This window comes from Alkalicoccus luteus (assembly GCF_052061695.1).
Lineage (GTDB): Bacteria > Bacillota > Bacilli > Bacillales > Salisediminibacteriaceae > Alkalicoccus > Alkalicoccus luteus.
Map to the genome: position 1 here is coordinate 25,274 of NZ_JBPZEY010000004.1, position 19,139 is coordinate 44,412.

19 protein-coding genes are annotated in these 19,139 nt (G+C 48.4%); 11 read left to right on the forward strand and 8 right to left on the reverse strand.

Translation table 11 applies throughout. The features are described from left to right. Positions 1-215: 215 nt before the first annotated feature. The gene (locus ACSZLD_RS06425) at positions 216-785 is read right to left on the reverse strand and encodes a GbsR/MarR family transcriptional regulator (RefSeq protein ID WP_444684649.1); all 570 of its coding nucleotides are present in this window, start codon (positions 783-785) and stop codon (positions 216-218) included. Positions 786-1,097: 312 nt separating this feature from the next. Here ACSZLD_RS06425 and ACSZLD_RS06430 point away from each other — a divergent pair, with 312 nt between their 5' ends. The 3 genes from ACSZLD_RS06430 to ACSZLD_RS06440 all read left to right on the forward strand — a co-directional run bounded on the left by ACSZLD_RS06430 (position 1,098) and on the right by ACSZLD_RS06440 (position 4,247). Further along, entirely contained in the window at positions 1,098-2,294 is a 1,197-nt protein-coding gene (locus tag ACSZLD_RS06430) for a quaternary amine ABC transporter ATP-binding protein (RefSeq protein WP_377908845.1), read from the forward strand. Positions 2,295-2,322: 28 nt separating this feature from the next. Then, the gene (locus tag ACSZLD_RS06435) at positions 2,323-3,180 is read left to right on the forward strand and encodes an ABC transporter permease (protein ID WP_377908863.1); all 858 of its coding nucleotides are present in this window, start codon (positions 2,323-2,325) and stop codon (positions 3,178-3,180) included. A 68-nt stretch (positions 3,181-3,248) separates the two neighbouring features. Then, a complete protein-coding gene (locus ACSZLD_RS06440; RefSeq protein WP_444684650.1) occupies positions 3,249-4,247 on the forward strand; it encodes a glycine betaine ABC transporter substrate-binding protein in 999 nt (332 codons plus the stop codon). A 131-nt stretch (positions 4,248-4,378) separates the two neighbouring features. Here ACSZLD_RS06440 and ACSZLD_RS06445 read toward each other — a convergent pair whose 3' ends face one another. Beyond that, on the reverse strand, positions 4,379-5,020 hold the full coding sequence (locus ACSZLD_RS06445; RefSeq protein ID WP_444684651.1) for a hypothetical protein: 642 nt from the start codon (positions 5,018-5,020) through the stop codon (positions 4,379-4,381). Between the two features lie 136 nt (positions 5,021-5,156). Here ACSZLD_RS06445 and ACSZLD_RS06450 point away from each other — a divergent pair, with 136 nt between their 5' ends. The 3 genes from ACSZLD_RS06450 to ACSZLD_RS06460 all read left to right on the forward strand — a co-directional run bounded on the left by ACSZLD_RS06450 (position 5,157) and on the right by ACSZLD_RS06460 (position 7,507). Next, on the forward strand, positions 5,157-5,963 hold the full coding sequence (locus ACSZLD_RS06450; RefSeq protein WP_444684652.1) for a GerMN domain-containing protein: 807 nt from the start codon (positions 5,157-5,159) through the stop codon (positions 5,961-5,963). A gap of 140 nt (positions 5,964-6,103) precedes the next feature. Further along, positions 6,104-6,664 (forward strand): flavin reductase family protein, encoded by a 561-nt coding sequence (locus ACSZLD_RS06455; protein WP_444684653.1) that lies wholly within the window; start codon positions 6,104-6,106, stop codon positions 6,662-6,664. Between the two features lie 15 nt (positions 6,665-6,679). Continuing rightward, on the forward strand, positions 6,680-7,507 hold the full coding sequence (locus ACSZLD_RS06460) for a DUF2628 domain-containing protein (RefSeq protein ID WP_444684654.1): 828 nt from the start codon (positions 6,680-6,682) through the stop codon (positions 7,505-7,507). 2 nt (positions 7,508-7,509) lie between these two features. Here the strand turns inward: ACSZLD_RS06460 and csaA are convergent, their stop codons facing one another. Next, complete coding sequence (gene csaA, locus ACSZLD_RS06465; RefSeq protein WP_444684655.1) at positions 7,510-7,839, reverse strand: chaperone CsaA; 330 nt, start codon at positions 7,837-7,839, stop codon at positions 7,510-7,512. 263 nt (positions 7,840-8,102) lie between these two features. On the opposite strand from csaA, the gene ACSZLD_RS06470 reads away from it, so the two are divergent. Continuing rightward, positions 8,103-9,929 (forward strand): BCCT family transporter, encoded by a 1,827-nt coding sequence (locus ACSZLD_RS06470; RefSeq protein WP_444684656.1) that lies wholly within the window; start codon positions 8,103-8,105, stop codon positions 9,927-9,929. Between the two features lie 732 nt (positions 9,930-10,661). Here the strand turns inward: ACSZLD_RS06470 and ACSZLD_RS06475 are convergent. After that, entirely contained in the window at positions 10,662-12,062 is a 1,401-nt protein-coding gene (locus tag ACSZLD_RS06475; RefSeq protein ID WP_444684657.1) for a sucrose-specific PTS transporter subunit IIBC, read from the reverse strand. Between the two features lie 115 nt (positions 12,063-12,177). Then, positions 12,178-13,167, reverse strand: a complete 990-nt coding sequence (locus ACSZLD_RS06480) for a LacI family DNA-binding transcriptional regulator (protein ID WP_444684658.1) — start codon at positions 13,165-13,167, stop codon at positions 12,178-12,180. A gap of 170 nt (positions 13,168-13,337) precedes the next feature. Here ACSZLD_RS06480 and ACSZLD_RS06485 point away from each other — a divergent pair, with 170 nt between their 5' ends. Next, positions 13,338-14,687, forward strand: coding sequence for a methyl-accepting chemotaxis protein (locus ACSZLD_RS06485; RefSeq protein ID WP_444684659.1), 1,350 nt, complete (start codon positions 13,338-13,340; stop codon positions 14,685-14,687). After that, positions 14,684-14,983: a hypothetical protein gene (locus ACSZLD_RS06490; RefSeq protein ID WP_377908835.1), complete on the forward strand. Its 300-nt coding sequence runs from the start codon at positions 14,684-14,686 to the stop codon at positions 14,981-14,983. Before ACSZLD_RS06485 ends, ACSZLD_RS06490 begins: the two co-directional genes overlap by 4 nt. Positions 14,984-15,044: 61 nt before the next feature. On the opposite strand, the gene ACSZLD_RS06495 is transcribed toward ACSZLD_RS06490, so the two are convergent. The 3 genes from ACSZLD_RS06495 to ACSZLD_RS06505 all read right to left on the reverse strand — a co-directional run bounded on the left by ACSZLD_RS06495 (position 15,045) and on the right by ACSZLD_RS06505 (position 16,756). Next, the gene (locus tag ACSZLD_RS06495) at positions 15,045-15,245 is read right to left on the reverse strand and encodes a cold-shock protein (protein WP_168008495.1); all 201 of its coding nucleotides are present in this window, start codon (positions 15,243-15,245) and stop codon (positions 15,045-15,047) included. 176 nt (positions 15,246-15,421) lie between these two features. Next, positions 15,422-15,880: a hypothetical protein gene (locus tag ACSZLD_RS06500; protein WP_444684660.1), complete on the reverse strand. Its 459-nt coding sequence runs from the start codon at positions 15,878-15,880 to the stop codon at positions 15,422-15,424. Positions 15,881-15,958: 78 nt separating this feature from the next. Continuing rightward, complete coding sequence (locus ACSZLD_RS06505; protein ID WP_444684661.1) at positions 15,959-16,756, reverse strand: HAD family hydrolase; 798 nt, start codon at positions 16,754-16,756, stop codon at positions 15,959-15,961. A 369-nt stretch (positions 16,757-17,125) separates the two neighbouring features. Between ACSZLD_RS06505 and ACSZLD_RS06510 the strand changes: the two genes are divergently transcribed. Together ACSZLD_RS06510 and ACSZLD_RS06515 are read left to right on the forward strand one after the other, a co-directional pair. Continuing rightward, positions 17,126-18,547 carry a SulP family inorganic anion transporter gene (locus ACSZLD_RS06510; protein WP_444684662.1) on the forward strand — a complete coding sequence of 474 codons (1,422 nt, stop codon included), beginning with the start codon at positions 17,126-17,128 and terminating at the stop codon, positions 18,545-18,547. A gap of 15 nt (positions 18,548-18,562) precedes the next feature. Beyond that, positions 18,563-18,985: a universal stress protein gene (locus tag ACSZLD_RS06515; RefSeq protein ID WP_444684663.1), complete on the forward strand. Its 423-nt coding sequence runs from the start codon at positions 18,563-18,565 to the stop codon at positions 18,983-18,985. Positions 18,986-19,139 lie beyond the last annotated feature (154 nt).

Below are 19,139 nucleotides of genomic sequence, written 5' to 3' on the forward strand. Positions count from 1 at the left end.
ACGCGCTGATAGTGTTACAACCTGTTTACGAATTTATGTATGCGTTTACGGGATCTTTCTCATTATGAAGAAACCCGATTCATGACAGTCGACATTCCGGCCTGTCATTTGTATGTGAAACAATCTCCATACGTTTCACATGCTTATTGTATCAGATACCAGCTCGGTGCCGGGAATAATTCCGGATTATAAGAAATCAGACATAGAAAAACCATTCATCCTTTACGGACGAATGGTTTTTCTATGTCTTTCGCCGGCACTTCTTTTTTCGGTACCAGCTCGTAAATTTTGTCGGTCTCAAATAAAGAAATCACTTCCTGAAGCCACTCATAGTATGCTTCAGCTGATTCGAGCTTGTCAATATCGGTTTGTGCACGTTCGGCAAGAGTTTCGCCTGCTTTTTGTTGGACTTCTTCGAGCTCTGCTTTCGCGGTTCGCAGCGCCTTTAAATTCAGCTCAGACGCCTCGCTCCACCGTTTAATAAAAACAGTCGAGAACGATTTATACCAATCTGGATCGGTTTGATATAAATCCTTTCGCACCCCTTTACGCCATGTTTTTTCAATCATATTCGCATCTGCCAGCGTCCGGACGCCCGTACTCATGCTCGTTTTGCTCATACCGGTCTTACGGCTCAGTTCATCAAGCGTAACCGGATCTTCTGAAAAAAAGATAGCCCCGTACAGTCTGCCGATTGAAGCAGGGAGATCATACAAGCTGATATTGTTCGCTATTTCGTTCGTAAACCTGGCTCTGGCTTGCTCCAGTTTCTCTTCAACGTCCATCACAGCAACCTCCTTTTTTTACACCTTTCTCATAGTAGCATGATGAAAAGAACTGATAAAACGAAAGGTTGCGTCCTTATATTGAGTAAATTGTAGTATTATAAAGATATTAGCGCGTCAGTTTTGTACAGTTTTTTCTGTACAAACTTTATCCCTGATTATGTCTCTGCACAACAGTTGAAGGATGAGAAAAAGATGCGTATAGTGAACAAGGTGTGATTTCAACTGCTTTGTACCTAGTTCCATGTTATTCCATGCGTCAAAGGTAGCAAAGAGTGTGAGAAACCATGAAAATGAAAAGAGGTGGCAGACGTGGCTAAAATCGAAGTGCGCAATCTATCCAAGATTTTTGGAAAACGAACGAAACCAGCACTTGAAATGTTGAAAGAAAAGAAGTCGAAGGACGAAATACTTAAAGAAACTGGTCTTACAGTCGGTGTTAACCGTGCGACGTTTGACGTGAACGAGGCAGAAGTCTTCGTTATTATGGGACTTTCCGGAAGCGGGAAGTCAACACTTGTCCGTCTGCTGAACCGTCTGATTGACCCGACGGAAGGTCAGATTCAGATCGACGGCGACGACCTGGCGAAAATGGACGATTCGGCGCTTAGAGAAGTTCGCCGTAAAAAAATGAGTATGGTATTTCAAAAATTCGGGCTGTTTCCATTCCGAACGATCGTGTCGAATGTTGAATACGGTCTTGAAGTACAAGGAATGCCGAAGGAAGAGCGACGTCAAAAAGCAATGGATTCTTTAAAGCTTGTAGGGCTGCAAGGATACGAGGATCAATATCCGGACCAGCTTTCCGGCGGAATGCAGCAGCGGGTCGGACTCGCAAGAGCGCTTGCTAATGACCCAGACATCCTGTTAATGGATGAGGCTTTCTCTGCACTGGACCCGCTGATCCGAAAGGACATGCAGGATGAATTACTCGATCTGCAGGCCTCGATGCAAAAAACAATCATCTTTATTACACACGATTTGGATGAGGCGCTGCGTATCGGTGACCGCATAATGATCATGAAGGACGGGGCGATCGTACAAATCGGTACACCGGAAGACATTCTGATGCATCCGGCAGACGACTATGTTGCCCGCTTCGTTGAAGACGTGGATCGTTCCAAGGTATATACAGCTGAGCATATTATGACTCGCCCAGAGACAGTGAACGCTGAGAAGGATGGTCCGCGGGTAACACTGCAGCGGATGCGTGATGCAGACATTTCTTCCGTCTACGTCGTCAACCGTTCTCGTGAGCTGCAGGGTATCGTGCATGCCTCTGATATCGCTGAAGCTGTGAAACGGGAAGAGCGTGACATCGCTCCATATATTCAAAAAGAAGTACCAACGTGTAACCTGGAAACGCCGATGCACGACTTGTTTGAAATGACATCAAATTCCACTGTGCCGATCGCTGTTACAAACGACAGCGGGAAATTAGAAGGCATTGTTATTCGAAGCAAGATTCTTTCGGCATTATCTGGAAAAGAGGTGAACAGCGTTGAGTGAAGCAATTTATGACTGGTTTGACGCTATTTTGGAATTCCTGCCCCGCCTTCCAGTCGGAACATGGGCAGAAGATTTTGTAGACTGGCTTCGAAATGCTGAAGGCTTTGAGTTTATTTTCGAAGGGATCCGTAATTCAGTCGGCTGGATTACCGGTGTCCTGAACAGCTTTTTCGGATTGATACCGCCGATCGTGCTGATCTTAGTTCTTACCGTCATCGGGTATCTGCTCGTCAGAAAAACCGGGAAGTTCGGTCTCCCGATTCTTATTTTCTTCGGTCTCCTCTTCATTGAGAGCATCGATTACTGGGATGACTTGATCCTGACATTGTCGCTTGTTATCACTGCGACCTTGATTTCCGTTATAATAGGGGTACCTGTTGGAATTTGGATGGCTAAAAATGATCTGGTCCGCAACATCGTGACACCGATTCTCGACTTCATGCAGACGATGCCGGCATTCGTGTATCTGATTCCGGCCGTCGCCTTTTTCAGTATCGGAATCGTCCCAGGTGTTATTGCTTCCGTTATATTTGCAATGCCGCCCACCGTCAGGCTGACGAATCTCGGTATCCGTCAGGTGCCGAAAGAAACCATTGAAGCCTCCGATGCATTCGGTTCGACTTCGAATCAGAAGCTGTTTAAAGTACAGCTGCCGATGGCGAAGGTTACGATTATGGCCGGTGTAAACCAGACGATCATGCTGGCTCTTTCCATGGTTGTTATTGCTGCCATGATTGGAACAGATGGCATCGGCCGTCAGGTCTATTATGCCGTTGGACGAAACGACATGGCGATGGGCTTTGAAGCCGGAATCAGCCTTGTTATCCTTGCCATCATTCTCGACCGCCTTACTCAGGCACTGAATCCTGAGAAGCGACAAGCTTAGGTTTTAACCTTTTTCTCAAAAAGGTCATATAGATAGAAAAACATTTTATAAAAGGAGAGGGTTTTACAATGAGAAAGATGCACAAGTTTGGCCTTGCTGCTGGTTTATCGGTCGCGCTGCTTGCAGCTTGCGGAGACAATGCAGAAGAAAACAACAACGCTGCTGGAAACGACAACGCAGATAACGCTGCTGAAGAGAATAACGGTGCGGACAACAATGCAGCAGAAAACAACGCAGCAGATGATGATGCAGACAACGACGGCGAAGCTTCCGGCTCTGACTACGGGGAAGAGCTTGAGTATACCATCACTGGTATCGATGCTGGTGCAGGGATTATGTCAGCTGCAGAAGATGCACTTGAAACGTACGACCTGAGTGACTGGGATATTTCTGCAAGTTCGGATGCTGCTATGACGCAGGCACTAGGCGATGCGTTTGAAAATGAAGAACCAATTATCGTAACAGGCTGGACGCCGCACTGGAAGTTTTCAGAGTATGACCTGAAATTCCTGGATGACCCGGAAGGCGTTTTCGGTGAAGCAGAAGACATTCACACATTCGTTCGCGAAGACCTCGAATCAGACATGCCAGAAGCGTATCAAGTACTCGATAATTTCCAGTGGTCAGAAGACGACATGGGTGAAATCATGGTCTCCATTCAGGAAGGCATGGATGAAGAGGAAGCTGCACGAGAATGGATCGATGCAAACGAAGACATGGTTGCGGAATGGACAGACGGTGTTGAAGAAGTAGATGGTGAGCAGATCGATCTCGTCTTTGTTGCATGGGATTCTGAAATCGCCTCTACCAACATGATTGCACTCGTTCTGGAAGACCTCGGCTACGAAGTCTCCATGGATCCGCTTGAAGCAAACTTCATGTTCCAGGCAGTGGCTGACGGTCAGGCTGACGCAATGGTAGCTGCATGGCTGCCGCTTACTCACGATCACCTCGTCGAAGAGTACGGTGACAGTATGGAAGACCTTGGCGCTAATCTGGAAGGTGCACGCACGGGACTCGTTGTTCCGGAATACATGGACATCGACTCCATCGAAGATCTGCAGTAGACAATACTTTTCTGTTATACGAGAAGACCCGGCCAAGAGGCCGGGTCTTCTTATATTCATTCGGTATCAATAGAGGAAATTATGCTTTTTACTTCTATGTCATCTGACTAAGCTTGAGTTATGCCGGTCTGTTAAGAAAATAGGTCCTTCCCCTTTTCCTCAGCTGCTTTAGCTGCTTTCGTTTCTTTAACGGTATCAAACACCCAGCGCAGGATACATGCGTGAAGAATGACCCCGCTGAACGTCAGCAGCGCTATCACAATATTTCCGGTGATCGAATCCGGATCGATATAGGCATAGCCAAAAAAGATAAGCGAAGCGGCTGCCCCGCCCCATGCTTCTGCATAATGAGCCAGTTTTTCCTGTTCGGCCCAGTAGAGCGGGATCGTACATAAAAATACGAACAGAATGACACCCGGCAAGACGTGCATCAGCTTTTGTTTCGAGAGCACTTTGATCGCCGGCTTGGCATAATATTTTGTCATCGCCTTCAGCCGCAGAAAATGAAGAATTCGCGCCAAGCGGGCAGCTTGAAAAACAGCATCAAGCGGAATAATCGCGATAACAATGAATGGATTATCTTTAAAGAAGGAAAGCTTTTGTTCTGCTCGGTAAAAGCGGACACAGAAATCGACGAAGAACACGCCCCATGTTCCCCACACAATCGGATCTTCATATCTTGTTTCAAACCAGATCGTGGATACAGCTGCAAAGGCAAGCAGCACCATCACACCCTCATATACCATTTCCGGCGCTGTTCGATCTGTGCTCAAGGGATTGCCTCCTTCTTGAAAATCATGTACTGAACCTCTATTATAGCGAATGGGAGACCGCATGTAACATTTCTCCAGAAAGAACGACAAATCCTGTAAGAACTTACGATGATAATTTAGAAAAGGTGGTTTTCTCATGCGTAAAATGCGAACGTTTGTTATCGGGGCAATGGCACTGAGTCTAGCTGCAGCCTGCGGAGTAAATGAAGCGAACGATAATGACAATGAAGTGAACAATAACGTTGGCGGAGCCAATGAGGTAGAAGAAAACCTCGACGATGTGAACGAAAACACAGAAGGCATTTCCAATGAAGAAGAGGAGGATGCAGATATCGAAGCGGACAATGAAGCGAATTCGGACGAAAACATTGCCGAGCCTGACTCTGAGGATAATGAAAATAACGGAAATAACAATGCCGATGCTAATGAAGATGCGGATGAAGAATCTAATGCAGCGAATGAAGAAGAGGCAAATGAAGAGGCAGCATCCGACGAAGAAACGACTGAGGAAGCAGAAGCCGTCGTTTCTCCTCTTTACCTTTATTTCTCGGATGCTGAGCTGTTGAATAATTACCGCGTGGAAGCGGATAATGAAGTGAGCATGGATGAAGCGGGGGCGATGGAAGCGATGGAACTCTGGGCAGCAGGTCCGACCCATGAAGAGCTTTATCCGCTTCTTCCGGAAGGAACAACCGTTCAGTCTGTAGCACTCGATGATACGACAGCTGAAGTGTCGTTCTCGCCGGAAATTGAAGACGCAAACCTCGGGTCCAGCGGTGAAATGATGCTGCTTGAGCAGATTGCTATGATGATGCAGCAGTTCGGCGCGGAGGAAACATCTATTTTAGTAGATGGTGAAAGTGCTGGCGCCCTGCTCGGTCATACTGATTTGGACGAGGCTGTACAGGCTGGCAGCCCGGAAGATTTTCAATCGATGGAGTAACCGGCAGGCTTAAGGTTGAATCATCCGTTTCAAGTCTTATATAATACGGCTATGCAGAGAAGCCGACAGAATAAGCTGGACCAGCAGCAAAACGGCTGGACCAGCTTTCTTTGTGCCTCTGCAGGAAAGGAAGTTTATGCATGCTTAAGCCTGTTAAAAAAACGGTGATGCACAGCTATCCGGGGCTTGTCGCCCTCGTCACCACTGCCTTTGAAGGAGAAACCAATATAATGGCTGCCGGCTGGCACTCGTATATATCCTATGATCCCCCTATTTACGGAGTTGCAGTGGCAGAAGAGCGGCACTCTCATCGGCTGATGAAGGAATCCGGAAGCTTTGCTGTGCAGTTTGTTTCTGCCGATCACGCTGCTGTCATTCAAAAAGCAGGGACCTACAGCGGTTCGGAAGGAAATAAACTCGATAAAATTGGATTGTCATGGCAGATAGGTCGTACTGTTCCAGTACCGGTGCTTGACTGCGCCTATGCAGCCTATGAATGTCGTATCATTGACCGCAATACTTACGGCGATCATGACTGGTTTGTCGCTGACATCACGCAGTTTCATCAGGATGCATCCTGTTTTCAGGAAAACGGATTGCCGAATATGGAGGTCAATCCGCTGCCGCTCTATCTCGGCCGCTCCACCTATTTGACAGCCGATGAGCAAACGTCCCGAAGAAATGTGCATATTCGCCGCTGAAGGAGACAGCCTGTTATGAACGAGTATCGTCCGTATATTGACATAAATGCAGAGTATTACGAAAGCAAATGGGAGAAGCACTCCCGGCCGTCACTATTTGCCGGTTGGAACTGGGCAGCTTTTCTGCTGGGGCCGGTTTGGGCAGCCTCCCGTCATCTATATGTATTTGCGGCTTCCTATTTCCTTATTTATCTTTTGTTCCTTCTCATAGAATCCCTGCTTCCGGCCTTGCTTAACCTTGGAGCTGGTGCAGCTGCAACACCTGCTTTTCTTGCAGCACCAATTCTTTTCATGCATATTGCGTTCGGCATGACTGGAAATGCCGTTTATATGCGTAAAATCTCTAAAATGGCTCAGCTCGAATCTGAGGGACGTCCCTCTCCGCCGCTCTTTCGCGGCCGGGGCCTGTCTAAAACAGCCGGAGCCGTCGTTCCAGTGGCAATGCTGCTTATTGCAGCCGCTCCGGCACTGTTTTTATTTAACTGGCACTGGAATCCTCCCCTCGAGCCGGGGATTTATGTTTACGACGGTGATCAGCCTCCTTCCGGAGAACTGGATACGATGGAGAATCCTGTCTTTATTAAATATGAATCCATGATTCAGCTGTATTATACCGGAGAGTCTCTTGACGGAATTGAACTTCGCTACGAGCTGTATTATCTCGGGACGGGAGCTGAGGAACTCATTTCCGACCGTGCTTATCCTTTTTTTTCTGGAAGTTCGCTGTCATTGGATCTTCTTAACGCAGAAGATCCGGAGCTCATGGAAGGCGAGTACCGGGTCGACGTCTACCTTAACGACAGTCTCTATGATATACAGCCGTTCACCGTTACGCTTCGATAACGTCAGCTGATTTTCGTGCCGTCCGGTACGTCACTGTCTGGTGCTACCAGTACGACGTCTCCCTCCCCCGGGACTCCGCCAAGCACAAGCACCTCTGATGTATAGCCGGCAACCTTGCGCGGCGGGAAATTAACGACCGCGATAACCTGACGGCCAATCAGCTCCGACGGCTCATATCGCTTTGTAATCTGGGCGCTCGACTGAAGCAGACCGAGACTGCCAAAGTCAATTTTCATTTTTATCGCAGGGACATGGGCTTTTTCGAGCGCTGCCGCTTCCACGATGGTTCCGATCCGGATATCCAGTTTTAAAAAGTCTTCCAATTGCACCATAACGAATCACTCCTTTTCTCGAAACTTGCTCCGTTAATGTTCCACAAATGTAAGTGTTATTCCTGCTTTTCAGCTCTGAGAACTGGATCAAAGAAGGAAAATCATGAAAAGAATGGTTTCTCTCCGTTTAATATAGGGAATGTTTTTATAATCCCTGCTATACGTGTTCGACAGGACCAGCCATTTCCGTCCTGATGACATACATGATTCACTACGACATAGAAAAAGGGGGAACGATCCGCAATTGCGGATTTAAACTACTTATGACTGAACATTATCAGTATGAAACGAAAAAACCAAGTATCGTCTTTTACATTTCTGCACCAATCGTAGCTGCATTCGTAATCTGGGGGTTTCTCGGTCCGGATTCCTTAGAGAATGCCTCCAATCAGGGGCTTGCGTTTACACTCGATAACTTCGGCTGGTTTTACATGCTTTCCACCGCTTTTATTATCGGTTTTGTACTTTTTCTCGCTATCAGCCCGTTCGGTAAACTAAAGCTGGGAAAACCGGATGAGAAACCGGAGTACCGCTTTTTCACTTGGATCGGCATGCTCTTCTCCGCCGGCATCGGGGTAGGGTTTGTTTTCTGGGGAGTGGCCGAACCGGTGCTTTATTTTTTTGATCCGCACCCTGACTTTGCAGGCTCTACAGAGGGTGAGCTTGCTACAGCAGGTCTTCGCTACGGGGTTTTCCACTGGGCACTGCACCCATGGGCAATCTTCTCACTGGTAGCCTTAACGCTTGCTTACGTACAGTTCAGAAAAGACCAGCCAGCGCTTATCAGTTCTGCGTTTCAGCCAATTCTCGGTGACCGTGCACACGGTGCCTTCGGAAAAGGAATTGACACACTTGCCGTTTTGGCTACTTCAACCGGGGTTGCGACTACATTTGGTCTGAGCGCCCTGCAAATATCAGGCGGGTTTTCCTACTTGTTTGACGGTATTGCAAACAATCCATCGACACAGCTTACTATTATCGCAATCATTACTGTGCTGTTTATTTTTTCCGCTGCTACCGGTGTAAATAAAGGCATTCGCATACTAAGTACGATTAACCTGACCATGGCAGCAGTTCTACTATTATTTGTTGTCATAGCAGGCCCGACATTATTTATCGCACAAAACTTTGTGACAACGATCGGCGGCTATCTATCAAATGTGGTTACGATGAGCCTCGATCTCGACCCATACGGGGACGGCGAATGGCTCGGCAACTATACGATATTCTTCTGGGCCTGGCACATTTCCTGGTCTCCATTCATGGGTATTTTCATCGCCCGTATTTCCCGGGGGCGTACGATTCGGGAATTCGTCGCCGGTGTTCTGATTGTGCCTTCCGTATTGGCAGCACTCTGGTTTACTACGTTTGGCGGAACCGCTCTAAGTATGATTCTTGGCGGGAACGATGTGATCGGCGACCTCGTTATGGAAGAAGAGGAATTGGCGCTCTTTGCGACGTTAGGCGAACTTCCCTTTGCAGCAGTTATGAGCGGCCTTGCCATTGTGCTCATCATTATTTTCTTTATCACTTCGGCGGACTCGGCCTCTTATGTACTCGGTGCGATGACGAGCAGCGGCAGTCTGAGTCCAAAACTTTACATTAAAATTATCTGGGGCTTTCTTATTGCAGGAACCGCCTCTGTACTGCTGTTAAGCGGCGGACTGGAGGGTCTGCAGACCGCTTCCATTGTCGCAGCTCTGCCGTTTGCGGTCATTATGGTCGTCATGATCTTTTCTCTCTTGATTATGATGTCGCGTGATGTGAAGATCGATAAGATCAAAAAACGCAAACGGGAACGGCGCGAGGTAAAAAAGGAAGTATACGGCGGAATGAAAGAGAATGTATTTGACGATGCGTTTGATGACGTCCGCGATGACTTAAAAGAAGACGTTCGTGATGAGATTTATGAAGAAATGAAAGAAGAAGTAAAGGAAGAAGTTTACGAGCAAGTCAAAGAAGAAGTCTATGACGATTTGAAAGAAGAAGCGTACGAGGAATTCAAAGAGAAAATCTACGATGATCTCCGGGAAGAATTTGAAGAACAGCTTTCAGACAACGAAATCGATCCAGACGACAAGAAGAAATAATCAATAATAAAGGCCCGGAATCAGTGATGATTCCGGGCCTTTAGATTGTCGATAACGTCTTTACGGGGAAATCACCTTGCATCTGGCTGCATCTGCGGATCCTCGCTTTCCGGAGGGAACGGCCTCAGCTAACCGCTTCCTTTTAGTGATAGAAGCGGTGGATCTTCGCCTCGTTCTGATCCTCCCGGAGCATTCCTTCGAGGCCGGCAGCTGGCAGTTCACTTGAAACCCTTGACGATGCGCACAAGCTGACTTGATTCGGGTGGAACCTTCGCTTAGGAAACGTTTCGACACCGCTTAGGGGACCGGTGCTTCAACAACTTTACCACGTAGACAGATGAGCTGGCGTTTCTACTGATCGTGACGTTGTTTTTTAAAAAAGCAGATCCATTTCCCCGTCGTGTCCGGCGTGCCCGTGGAAGCAGCGCAGCCGGAAAATGCTATGCTGCTCGGATCGCTGAACGGCATGAAAAGCGCGAGCGGAGCCGGACCAGGTCTTGAAAGCTTCTCGCGAGAAGCCTGAGTCCGAGTGAAGCCGCGCCATCCTCCCGCGCCCTTCTCTCTTCAAAAGGGGCGAATAGCTGACTGCAAGCCCACGGCTGGCTCGGCAAGCATAAGGGACATACAACAAAACGAATAAACATCTATGCAGATTGACTTTATAAACAGCCTGAGGGCCCGGAATCTCACTGATTCCGGGCCCTTTGTTAAGCTCATAAGGTTTACGAACTTCTACTGCTGCATGTCGTCGTTATAGCCAAAGAGCCACGTCAGAACGAATGCCGTACCGCCTGCAATGAGGTTTGTCAAAATATAGAGCACGAGACTGCTGAATGATTCAATGTAGAGCAGCGTACCCGGAATAACTGTAATGGCCATTCCTGTTGCCTGCAGGTTAAACAGCGCGGCGAAAAATCCACCTGCTGCACCACCGATCAGACCCATCACGAAAGGCTTTCCATAACGGAGGTTTACACCAAAGATCGCTGGTTCCGTAATACCGAGAAACGCAGACACAGAAGACGGAAGCGCAATAGCTTTCAGTTTTTTCGCCTTCGTTTTTAAACCGACGGCAAGAGCTGCTGCACCCTGCGCAGCAATACCAGCTGTAATCAGTGCGTTAAACGGATTTAGTCCGTTATCAGCAAGCAGCTGAATTTCAAACAAGTTGAATATGTGGTGCACCCCGGTGATCACGATCACCTGATGGAGACCACCGATGATCAGTCCGCTTAATCCGAGCGGAAGCTCCAGCACGAACGTGGCCCCGACCATAATCGCAGCTTCTACTGCTGAGAAAATCGGTCCGACGATAAACAATGCAGCCGTAATCATGATCAGAAGGGTCAAAAATGGGGTTAAAATCAAATCAAGTGCTTCTGGAATTCGCTGACGAAGCCATTTTTCGAGCTTCGCACCGAGATAACCCGCTATAAACGCCGGGAGTACGGATCCCTGATAGCCGATCAGCGGAATAAATCCGAAGAACATAAGCGGATCTGCCGCACCTTCCCCGACTTCATATGCGTTTGGCAGGGCCGGGTTGACGAGCATTAAACCGAGAACGATACCGATAACCGGACTTCCGCCGAACACCCGAAACGCCGACCAGGCAATCAGCGCCGGCAGAAAGGCAAAGGCTGTATCGGTTAACACTTCTGTATATAAGATAAAGTTATCCGGGATCGCTTCTGGTGTCGTACCGAACAGACCCAGCACCGCTTCCTGTGTAACAAGCCCGCGGAGACCCATGAATAAACCGGTGGCAACGAGCACCGGGATGATTGGAACAAAGACGTCACCGAACGTTCTGAGTAGACGCTGCATCGCATTACCCTGCTTCGCAGATTCCGCCTTCTGCTCCGATTTCGATGATTCCGATACACCTAGTGCAATGACTTCCTGGTGAATCCGGTTTACTGTACCCGTTCCGAAGATGACCTGAAACTGTCCGGAGTTGTAAAAAGCACCTTTTACCTTATCAATCTCCTCGACCTTCTCCTGATCAATCTTTTCCTTGTCTTTTACCATGAGACGAAGACGTGTCGCACAGTGGGCAGCAGAATCAATATTCTCTTGCCCGCCGATGGCTTCAATCAGTTCTTCCGCTATTCTGCGGTTCTCATCAGCCATGCTTCATACCCCTTTCTTTTTTTAAATCAAGCACCTATACAGGATCGATCACCTGAACATGTAATCGATTCCATATTGTGCAAAATAAAATAAATCTCTTGTGTAATCGATTCCATCAACATGATAAACTATCCCGCTTCAAAAGTCCATAGCCCATTACAGATTTTTCGACATTTTGCTGGTTTAACGATCGAAGCAGCATTTGCGCAGCTTCTCTTCCAGCTTCTTCGTATTTGTAATCGATGGTAGTCAGCGCCGGGGTAACGTACTGCGACATGTCGGTAGCGCCTACACCGGCAAAGCCGATCTGTTCAGGCACCTGAAGCCCTTTTTCTTTCGCAGCCTGCATCGCACCTACTGCCAGTCTGTCTGTCACTGCAAGCACGGCGTCAGGCCACTCTGAATCGGAGGCTGCTATTTGTTCAAATGCCGCTTTTCCGCACTCACTTGTAAAATCGGCCTTGAGGATCCATTCGGGCCGAACCTCAAGCCCGTGTCGATTCATCACGTCCAAAAAGCCCTGCCTGCGCAGCACGCCGACAGCATAATCCGATTCGTCTACTCCAATAAAACCGATTCGGCGTTTCCCGCTTTGAATCATATGCTCTGTTAAATCTGCGGCAGCGTGATAGTCGTCAAAATAAACCGAAGACACGCCTGGAAGGTTTTGACCGAGTGCGACAACCGGCACCTGCATAGCCCGCAGCGTAGCCAGCAGCTCTTCGTTCTGGTTGGTCGCCGTCAAAATAATGCCGTCTACTCGTCTGCTTTCAAGCAGCTGCAGCTGCCGGCGCTCCTGTTCATGATTCAGATTCGAGCTTGCGAGCAGCATTTGATAGCCATTCTGCTGGAACACATCGTCGAGTCCATTCGCCATCCGGCTGGATGTCTCTGTAAACAGCTTTGGCAGCACGACCCCGATTACTTTTGTGCGCTTCAGCCGAAGTGACTTTGCTTGTTCGCTCGGTCTGTATCCCGTTTCTTCAATGATGCGGCGTACCCGCTCCCGAGCTTCTGCACTGACATAGCCGGAATCATTCAGCACTCTGGACACCGTCGTTCTGGAAACTCCGGCTTTATCTGCAATGTCGTTTATTGTGACCATCACTCTCACCTCATCGATATCCTACCACGAAGATGAAAACCCTGTCATCTCATGTGATTCTCAGCAGGTATTTTGTTACCACTTTAAGAATAATGCTTGATCCCTCCTCATCTTGGGTAATAAGAACCCTGATGATAGAACTAATTAAACCCGTGGAAGGGGTTATCAAATTGCCTGCTTATTTATCTAAATCTGTGCTGACTTCATCCATCGCCCGAAAAATGACGCTCGTTGTCCTGGGTGCCACACTGTTCAGCTTAGCTGCAGGGGCACCGGTTGCTTACGCTCAGTACCTGCTTGCACAATCCGGTGCACTGGATCTCGTTGGCACGACAGTTGCTAACCTGCTCCAAACCTACTTTACGCTGATTGTTAATACGCTCATTTTACTTGCCTTTGTATTTACAGGGCTGCGATTCCTCGTTGTGAAGCCCCTCCAGCGGTTAAATGGCGTCATACAGCGCATTCAAGGGGAAAAGCTGGACCTCTCGCACCGTGCCGAAAATGATTCTGCCGATGAGATTGGCCAGCTGTCACGTGCCTTTGACAGTCTTCGTCTCTCCCTCTCCGACACGATTGTGCATGTGAAAGCGGCTGCCGAGCAGACAGCGGCTCAAGCGGAACAAAATGCAGCCTCAATCGAGGAAATCAGCGCTGGCTCTGCAGTTGTTTCGGACAGTGCAAACGTCATGCGCAGCCAGGCCGCATCCGGTCGAACAGCCGTTGAGAATACATCCCAGGCACTGCTGGAGCTTTCTTCTCTTTTACAAATAATCAGCACAAGATCGGATCGATCCGGAAAAGCGGCCGAGGATACCCTCTCTCTTACTGGGAAAGGAAGCACCAGCTTGGAAGAAGTTGCTTCGAAAATGAATCAAATGAAACAGGATGCCTCAGAGGCAGGAATTCACGTGCAGTCCCTTGATAAATATGCAGGCCAAATAAACAGCATCGTCGATACGATTACGAAGATATCTGATCAAACCAATTTGCTTGCACTCAATGCAGCGATTGAAGCTGCCAGAGCCGGTGAGGCCGGCCGCGGCTTTGCCGTCGTTGCCGACGAAGTTCGCAAATTGGCTGAACAAACCTCACGCGAAGCGGAGCATGTAACGGGTATTATCACCTCTATAACAGATACTGCCGCACTGGCTGCAGATTCAATGGAGACAAATGAACGATCGGTAGCTGCGGGGGCAGAAGAAGTTACCCGTACAAAACAGTTGTTTGACACGATTTACGAAGCGGTATCCAAAACATCTGGTGATATAACAGAAATTAAGGAGCTTGCCGGTGAGAAAACAGCTTCCTCTGCTGCAATTATCTCGTTTATTGATGAGATCGGCTCCTTTACAGATGATACCGATCATCATGCGGAGGCTGTCGCTTCCGCTTCCTCTGAAGCGAGTCATTCCTTGGAGGAAATTGCGGCCAGCACGGAGCAGATGACAGCACTCGCTGGCGGTTTACTGGAACAAACAAATCAATTTTCAACAGCTGAAGGAGGGCGCCAGGTATGACCGTAGAGATAACAGATACCGGAAGCGCTGTGCACGTATTGCTCCCCGCGCACCTTTCAGCTGAAGATGCCGCTGCCATGCGAAGCCGCCTGCTTGAGCACGGCAATCGCGGCGGCCGGAATTTTTACTTTCAAGGTTCAGAACGATTTGTAATCGATACATTATTTCTCGGCATTCTTGCAACGCTGATGAGGCGCTGTCATGCTTCTATTTCAGTCAGCGGCCTTTCCAGCGAAGCTCTTCAGACTTGTAAGAAAGCCCGAATGGACAAGTTAATTCATCTCGTTAAGCCATAATAGACAGAAAAAGAGACACGGAAGCGATCGCTGCCGTGTCTCTTTCTATTCGAAGCTATGATTATACCGCTGATACATTCGCAGCCTGTGGGCCACGGTCGCCGTCAACGATTTCAAACTCAACGTTTTGTCCTTCATCAAGTGTCTTGAAGCCTTCAGCGTTGATTGCGGAGAAGTGAACGAATACGTCGTCGCCGTCCTCGCGCTCGATGAAACCAAATCCTTTTTCTGCGTTAAACCATTTTACTGTTCCTGTGACCATATAAATCGGCCTCCCTAAAAGAAATTTGTTGAATCGTGCGAATCATTCGTACCCTGGTCGTGCCAAGAGGCCGTTGATATTGCCAATTCAAACATGTACAAGGCTGATGTTAGCATAATTGCACAAAACAATCAATATTATCCAGAAAAAATGATACCGCTTACGCAGTTGATACATCAGTCTTCTTCCACATTAGTCCCCCGCTGAACCTCCACCCGCTGGCGCAGTGTATGCTTATATTCTCTGCTTTCTCCCTCGCCGCCGGCTGGTGCGACAGTAAAGACCGCTTCTGCTTCAATCGTAAATTCACCCGGATCAGCTTCAACCTCAATGTGATTTCCGCTGTGTTCAGCGTCTTCGTCGAGCATGATCTGCTGTATGTCTCCACCGGCATCCTCTTCCGCTTCATAAAGCAGCATATCTCCCTGCTCAATCCGGTTGATTACAGCAATATGTCCTTCATACTGAAACAATGCCTCCTGTTCACCGTTGTGTAACACAACCGGCGTGACAGAAAGCGTTCCTCCAGCAAACTCCGGATCCAGATACAATTCCGCCTGCTCATATGGACCAGCCTCCCCGCATCCGCGCAGTGTAATCACGGATACGATAAAGAACAGCACTCCTGCCTTCATCTGCTTTCCCTCCTGTTTTCCATTCCCTCTCATTTTACCTAAAGCTGGGGGGTGAGGTAAAGAAAACAGTTGGCCGCGCTATTGTGCTTCTACTGTTCCTGCCTGCAGGACATGGCGCATAAGAAAATCAGCTGCTCCATCTTCGGCATTCGTCCCTGTAACAAAGTCCGCCGCCTTTTTTAATTCCGGTATGGCATTACCCATTGCCACACCAGTGCCGGCGCGGCGCAGCATGTCGATATCATTCGGTCCGTCGCCAAACGCGATCGCTTCCTGCTTGGAAATACCGTATTGATACAACAGGTATTCCATCGCTGACCATTTTGAGATTTCTTTACGAACCAGTTCAAATCCGTCCTGCCAGCGGATTAATTCCGCCGTACGGCTGTAGAGCTTTTTCGGGAGCGTAATGAAGTCCGTAGACCGAACGCTGTACTTTAATATTTTCTCCGGTTTCACCGTATGAAGCGGCCCTGTGTAGACCGGATACTTTCCGCCCTCATTAACCCATGCCTGTACAATTTCATCCTGTTCCAGGCAGTACAGGCCTTCTTCTGCATGAACCATTATATTTCTAGCACCGGAGCGGACGACCGCTTCGTGCAGCTCCCACGGTGAATGCATGTACTTCATCTGCAGCGGATCAAGCGAAAACCAGTCGTAGACGGCAGCCCCATTTAAACAAATCATCGGCGTTTTCAGTCCGAGACTCCGATGATGCGGCAGGGTAATATCCAGGTGTCTTCCCGTAGCGAGAAACACATAAATGCCAGCTCGTTTCAGTTCTTCAATCACCTGTCTCATTTTATGGGAAATTACATCTTCGGTATTTAACAGAGTACCATCCATATCGAGAAATACAGCTCTTATGCGCATGTCTGTTTCATCCTCTCCTGTTTCTATACCTACACCATACCCGCTGAACGTAAATCCCGTGTTAAGGAAGCTTAAAGGTTGAGGCTCCATTTTAAACGTTTTGTAAAGATCCGCTTTTCCTGAAGCGAACCGACCACAGCTAATTTCATTCAACAAGTTCCTATGAAAAATGGAGAATGAATGATCAAACAAGCGATACTGCTGTATGACGTACGCTTTCATCGAATTTTTGACTTTTTCTCATAATCTGCTATACTCATTCTGTTCTCTACGGACCGAGTCTTTCTAGGAAGGACTCTATCAATCTAATAGAAAGAGGTGCACGTGTTGTCTACAATTGAAAAATGGAAATAGGAATGGTTCAGCAACGTGAAAGGAGACGTGCTGGCAGGGCTGGTTGTAGCCCTCGCTCTGATCCCGGAAGCGATTGCTTTTTCCATCATTGCTGGTGTTGACCCGATGGTCGGCCTCTATGCCAGCTTCTGTATTGCTGTCATTATCTCGTTTGTCGGTGGACGCCCCGGCATGATTTCGGCAGCAACAGGAGCAATGGCTCTGCTCATGATTACGCTTGTAGCAGACCATGGCTTGGAGTATCTGCTCGCCGCTACGATTCTGACAGGTATTCTGCAGATTTTATTCGGGGTGTTTAAGCTCGCTGCGTTGATGAAATTTGTGCCGAGATCCGTTATGATCGGCTTTGTCAATGCGCTTGCAATCTTAATCTTCACGTCCCAGCTGCAGCACTTTGTCAACGAGACGTGGGTGATGTATGCGATGGTGGCGCTCACGCTGGCGATCATTTATATTTTGCCTAAGTTTACGAAAGCCGTTCCGTCTACACTTGTCGCCATCGTTGTCGTTACGGCGATAGCGATCATTATGAACGCAGGCGTTCGTACAGTCGGCGATATGGGGGCACTCCCGGATACACTGCCGATCTTTGCCCTGCCAAACATCCCGCTGAACATGGAAACGCTGATGATTATCTTCCCTTATTCATTAGCGCTTGCGATGGTTGGGATATTGGAATCTCTGTTAACGGCCTCGATCGTGGATGACATGACCGATACGGACAGTGATAAAAACAAAGAAAGCCGCGGGCAAGGAATTGCCAACGTCACTACAGGTTTCTTCGGCGGCATGGCCGGCTGTGCAATGATCGGTCAATCAGTCATCAACGTCAAGTCCGGTGGTACGGGCAGACTATCCGCTTTGGTCGCCGGTACGTTTCTTATGTTTCTCATTCTCGTCGTCGGAGACTGGGTTGTGCAAATTCCGATGGCAGCTCTAGCCGGCGTCATGATCATGGTATCCATCGGCACGTTTGACTGGTCGTCGCTGACGAACATTCATAAAGGGCCGCGGACGGATGCGCTCGTCATGGTCACCGTCGTCGGTACGGTAGTTTATACGCACGATTTGGCGATTGGTGTGTTCGCCGGGGTAATAATGAGCGCTATCTTCTTTGCCTGGAAGCTTTCCAAGATCAAAGTCGAGGAACATTTCAATGTTCGCACCCGGGAGATGACGTACGAAATTCACGGACAGCTCTTCTTTGCTTCCGTACAGGCTTTCATGGACCAGCTTGATTTTAGCGCCGATGTCAGTCACGTTATTCTCGACTTATCGAATACACAGCTGTGGGACGACTCAGCAGTTGGCGCTATTGATAAGGTGAAGCACAAATATGGACTTCGCAATATTGAAGTATCTATTACAGGATTAAACAAAGAAAGCTACAAGCTAATGGAAAAGATCGGCGGCTTAAACAAAGCCTCCGGCCATTAAGGAGGCCGTTCGCTTATGAAACGTATCTTACTTGCAGTTGATGGCTCTGAACACAGCAATCGAGCCGCCGAAAAAGCAATTGGACTTGCCAGGATCACGGAAGACTCTGAAATTGAACTGCTTTATGTAGTCGACGGCAGCCGCTCTAAAACAGATATCCTGCACTATGGGGATTCTGATGCAGCTTCTGCGAAGCGCCGCCGTATGCTCGCTTCATTTGAGGACATGATTGCCGCTGAGAACATCTCTGTTACCTCAACCGTTCTTCACGGAAAGAACGGCGTAGCAGAGCCTATCATTTCTCATGCGAACGACGGCGCGTACGATGTGCTTGTGATTGGAAGCCGTGGACTGAACACGATGCAGACGATGGTTCTCGGAAGCGTCAGCCATAAAGTGATGAAGTATGTGAAAGCCCCGGTCATGATGGTTAAATAAGGAAAAAGAGCGCACGTTGCAATGCTCCTCTTCACGAGAAGAACTCTCCAAATGGAGGGTTCTTTTTTATGCACTGACAGCTGGTTCCGCCTCCGAAAGGATGAGGAGGGAACGAGCACGACTTTCCCTCCTGACCTCCAGATCTTCTACCCTG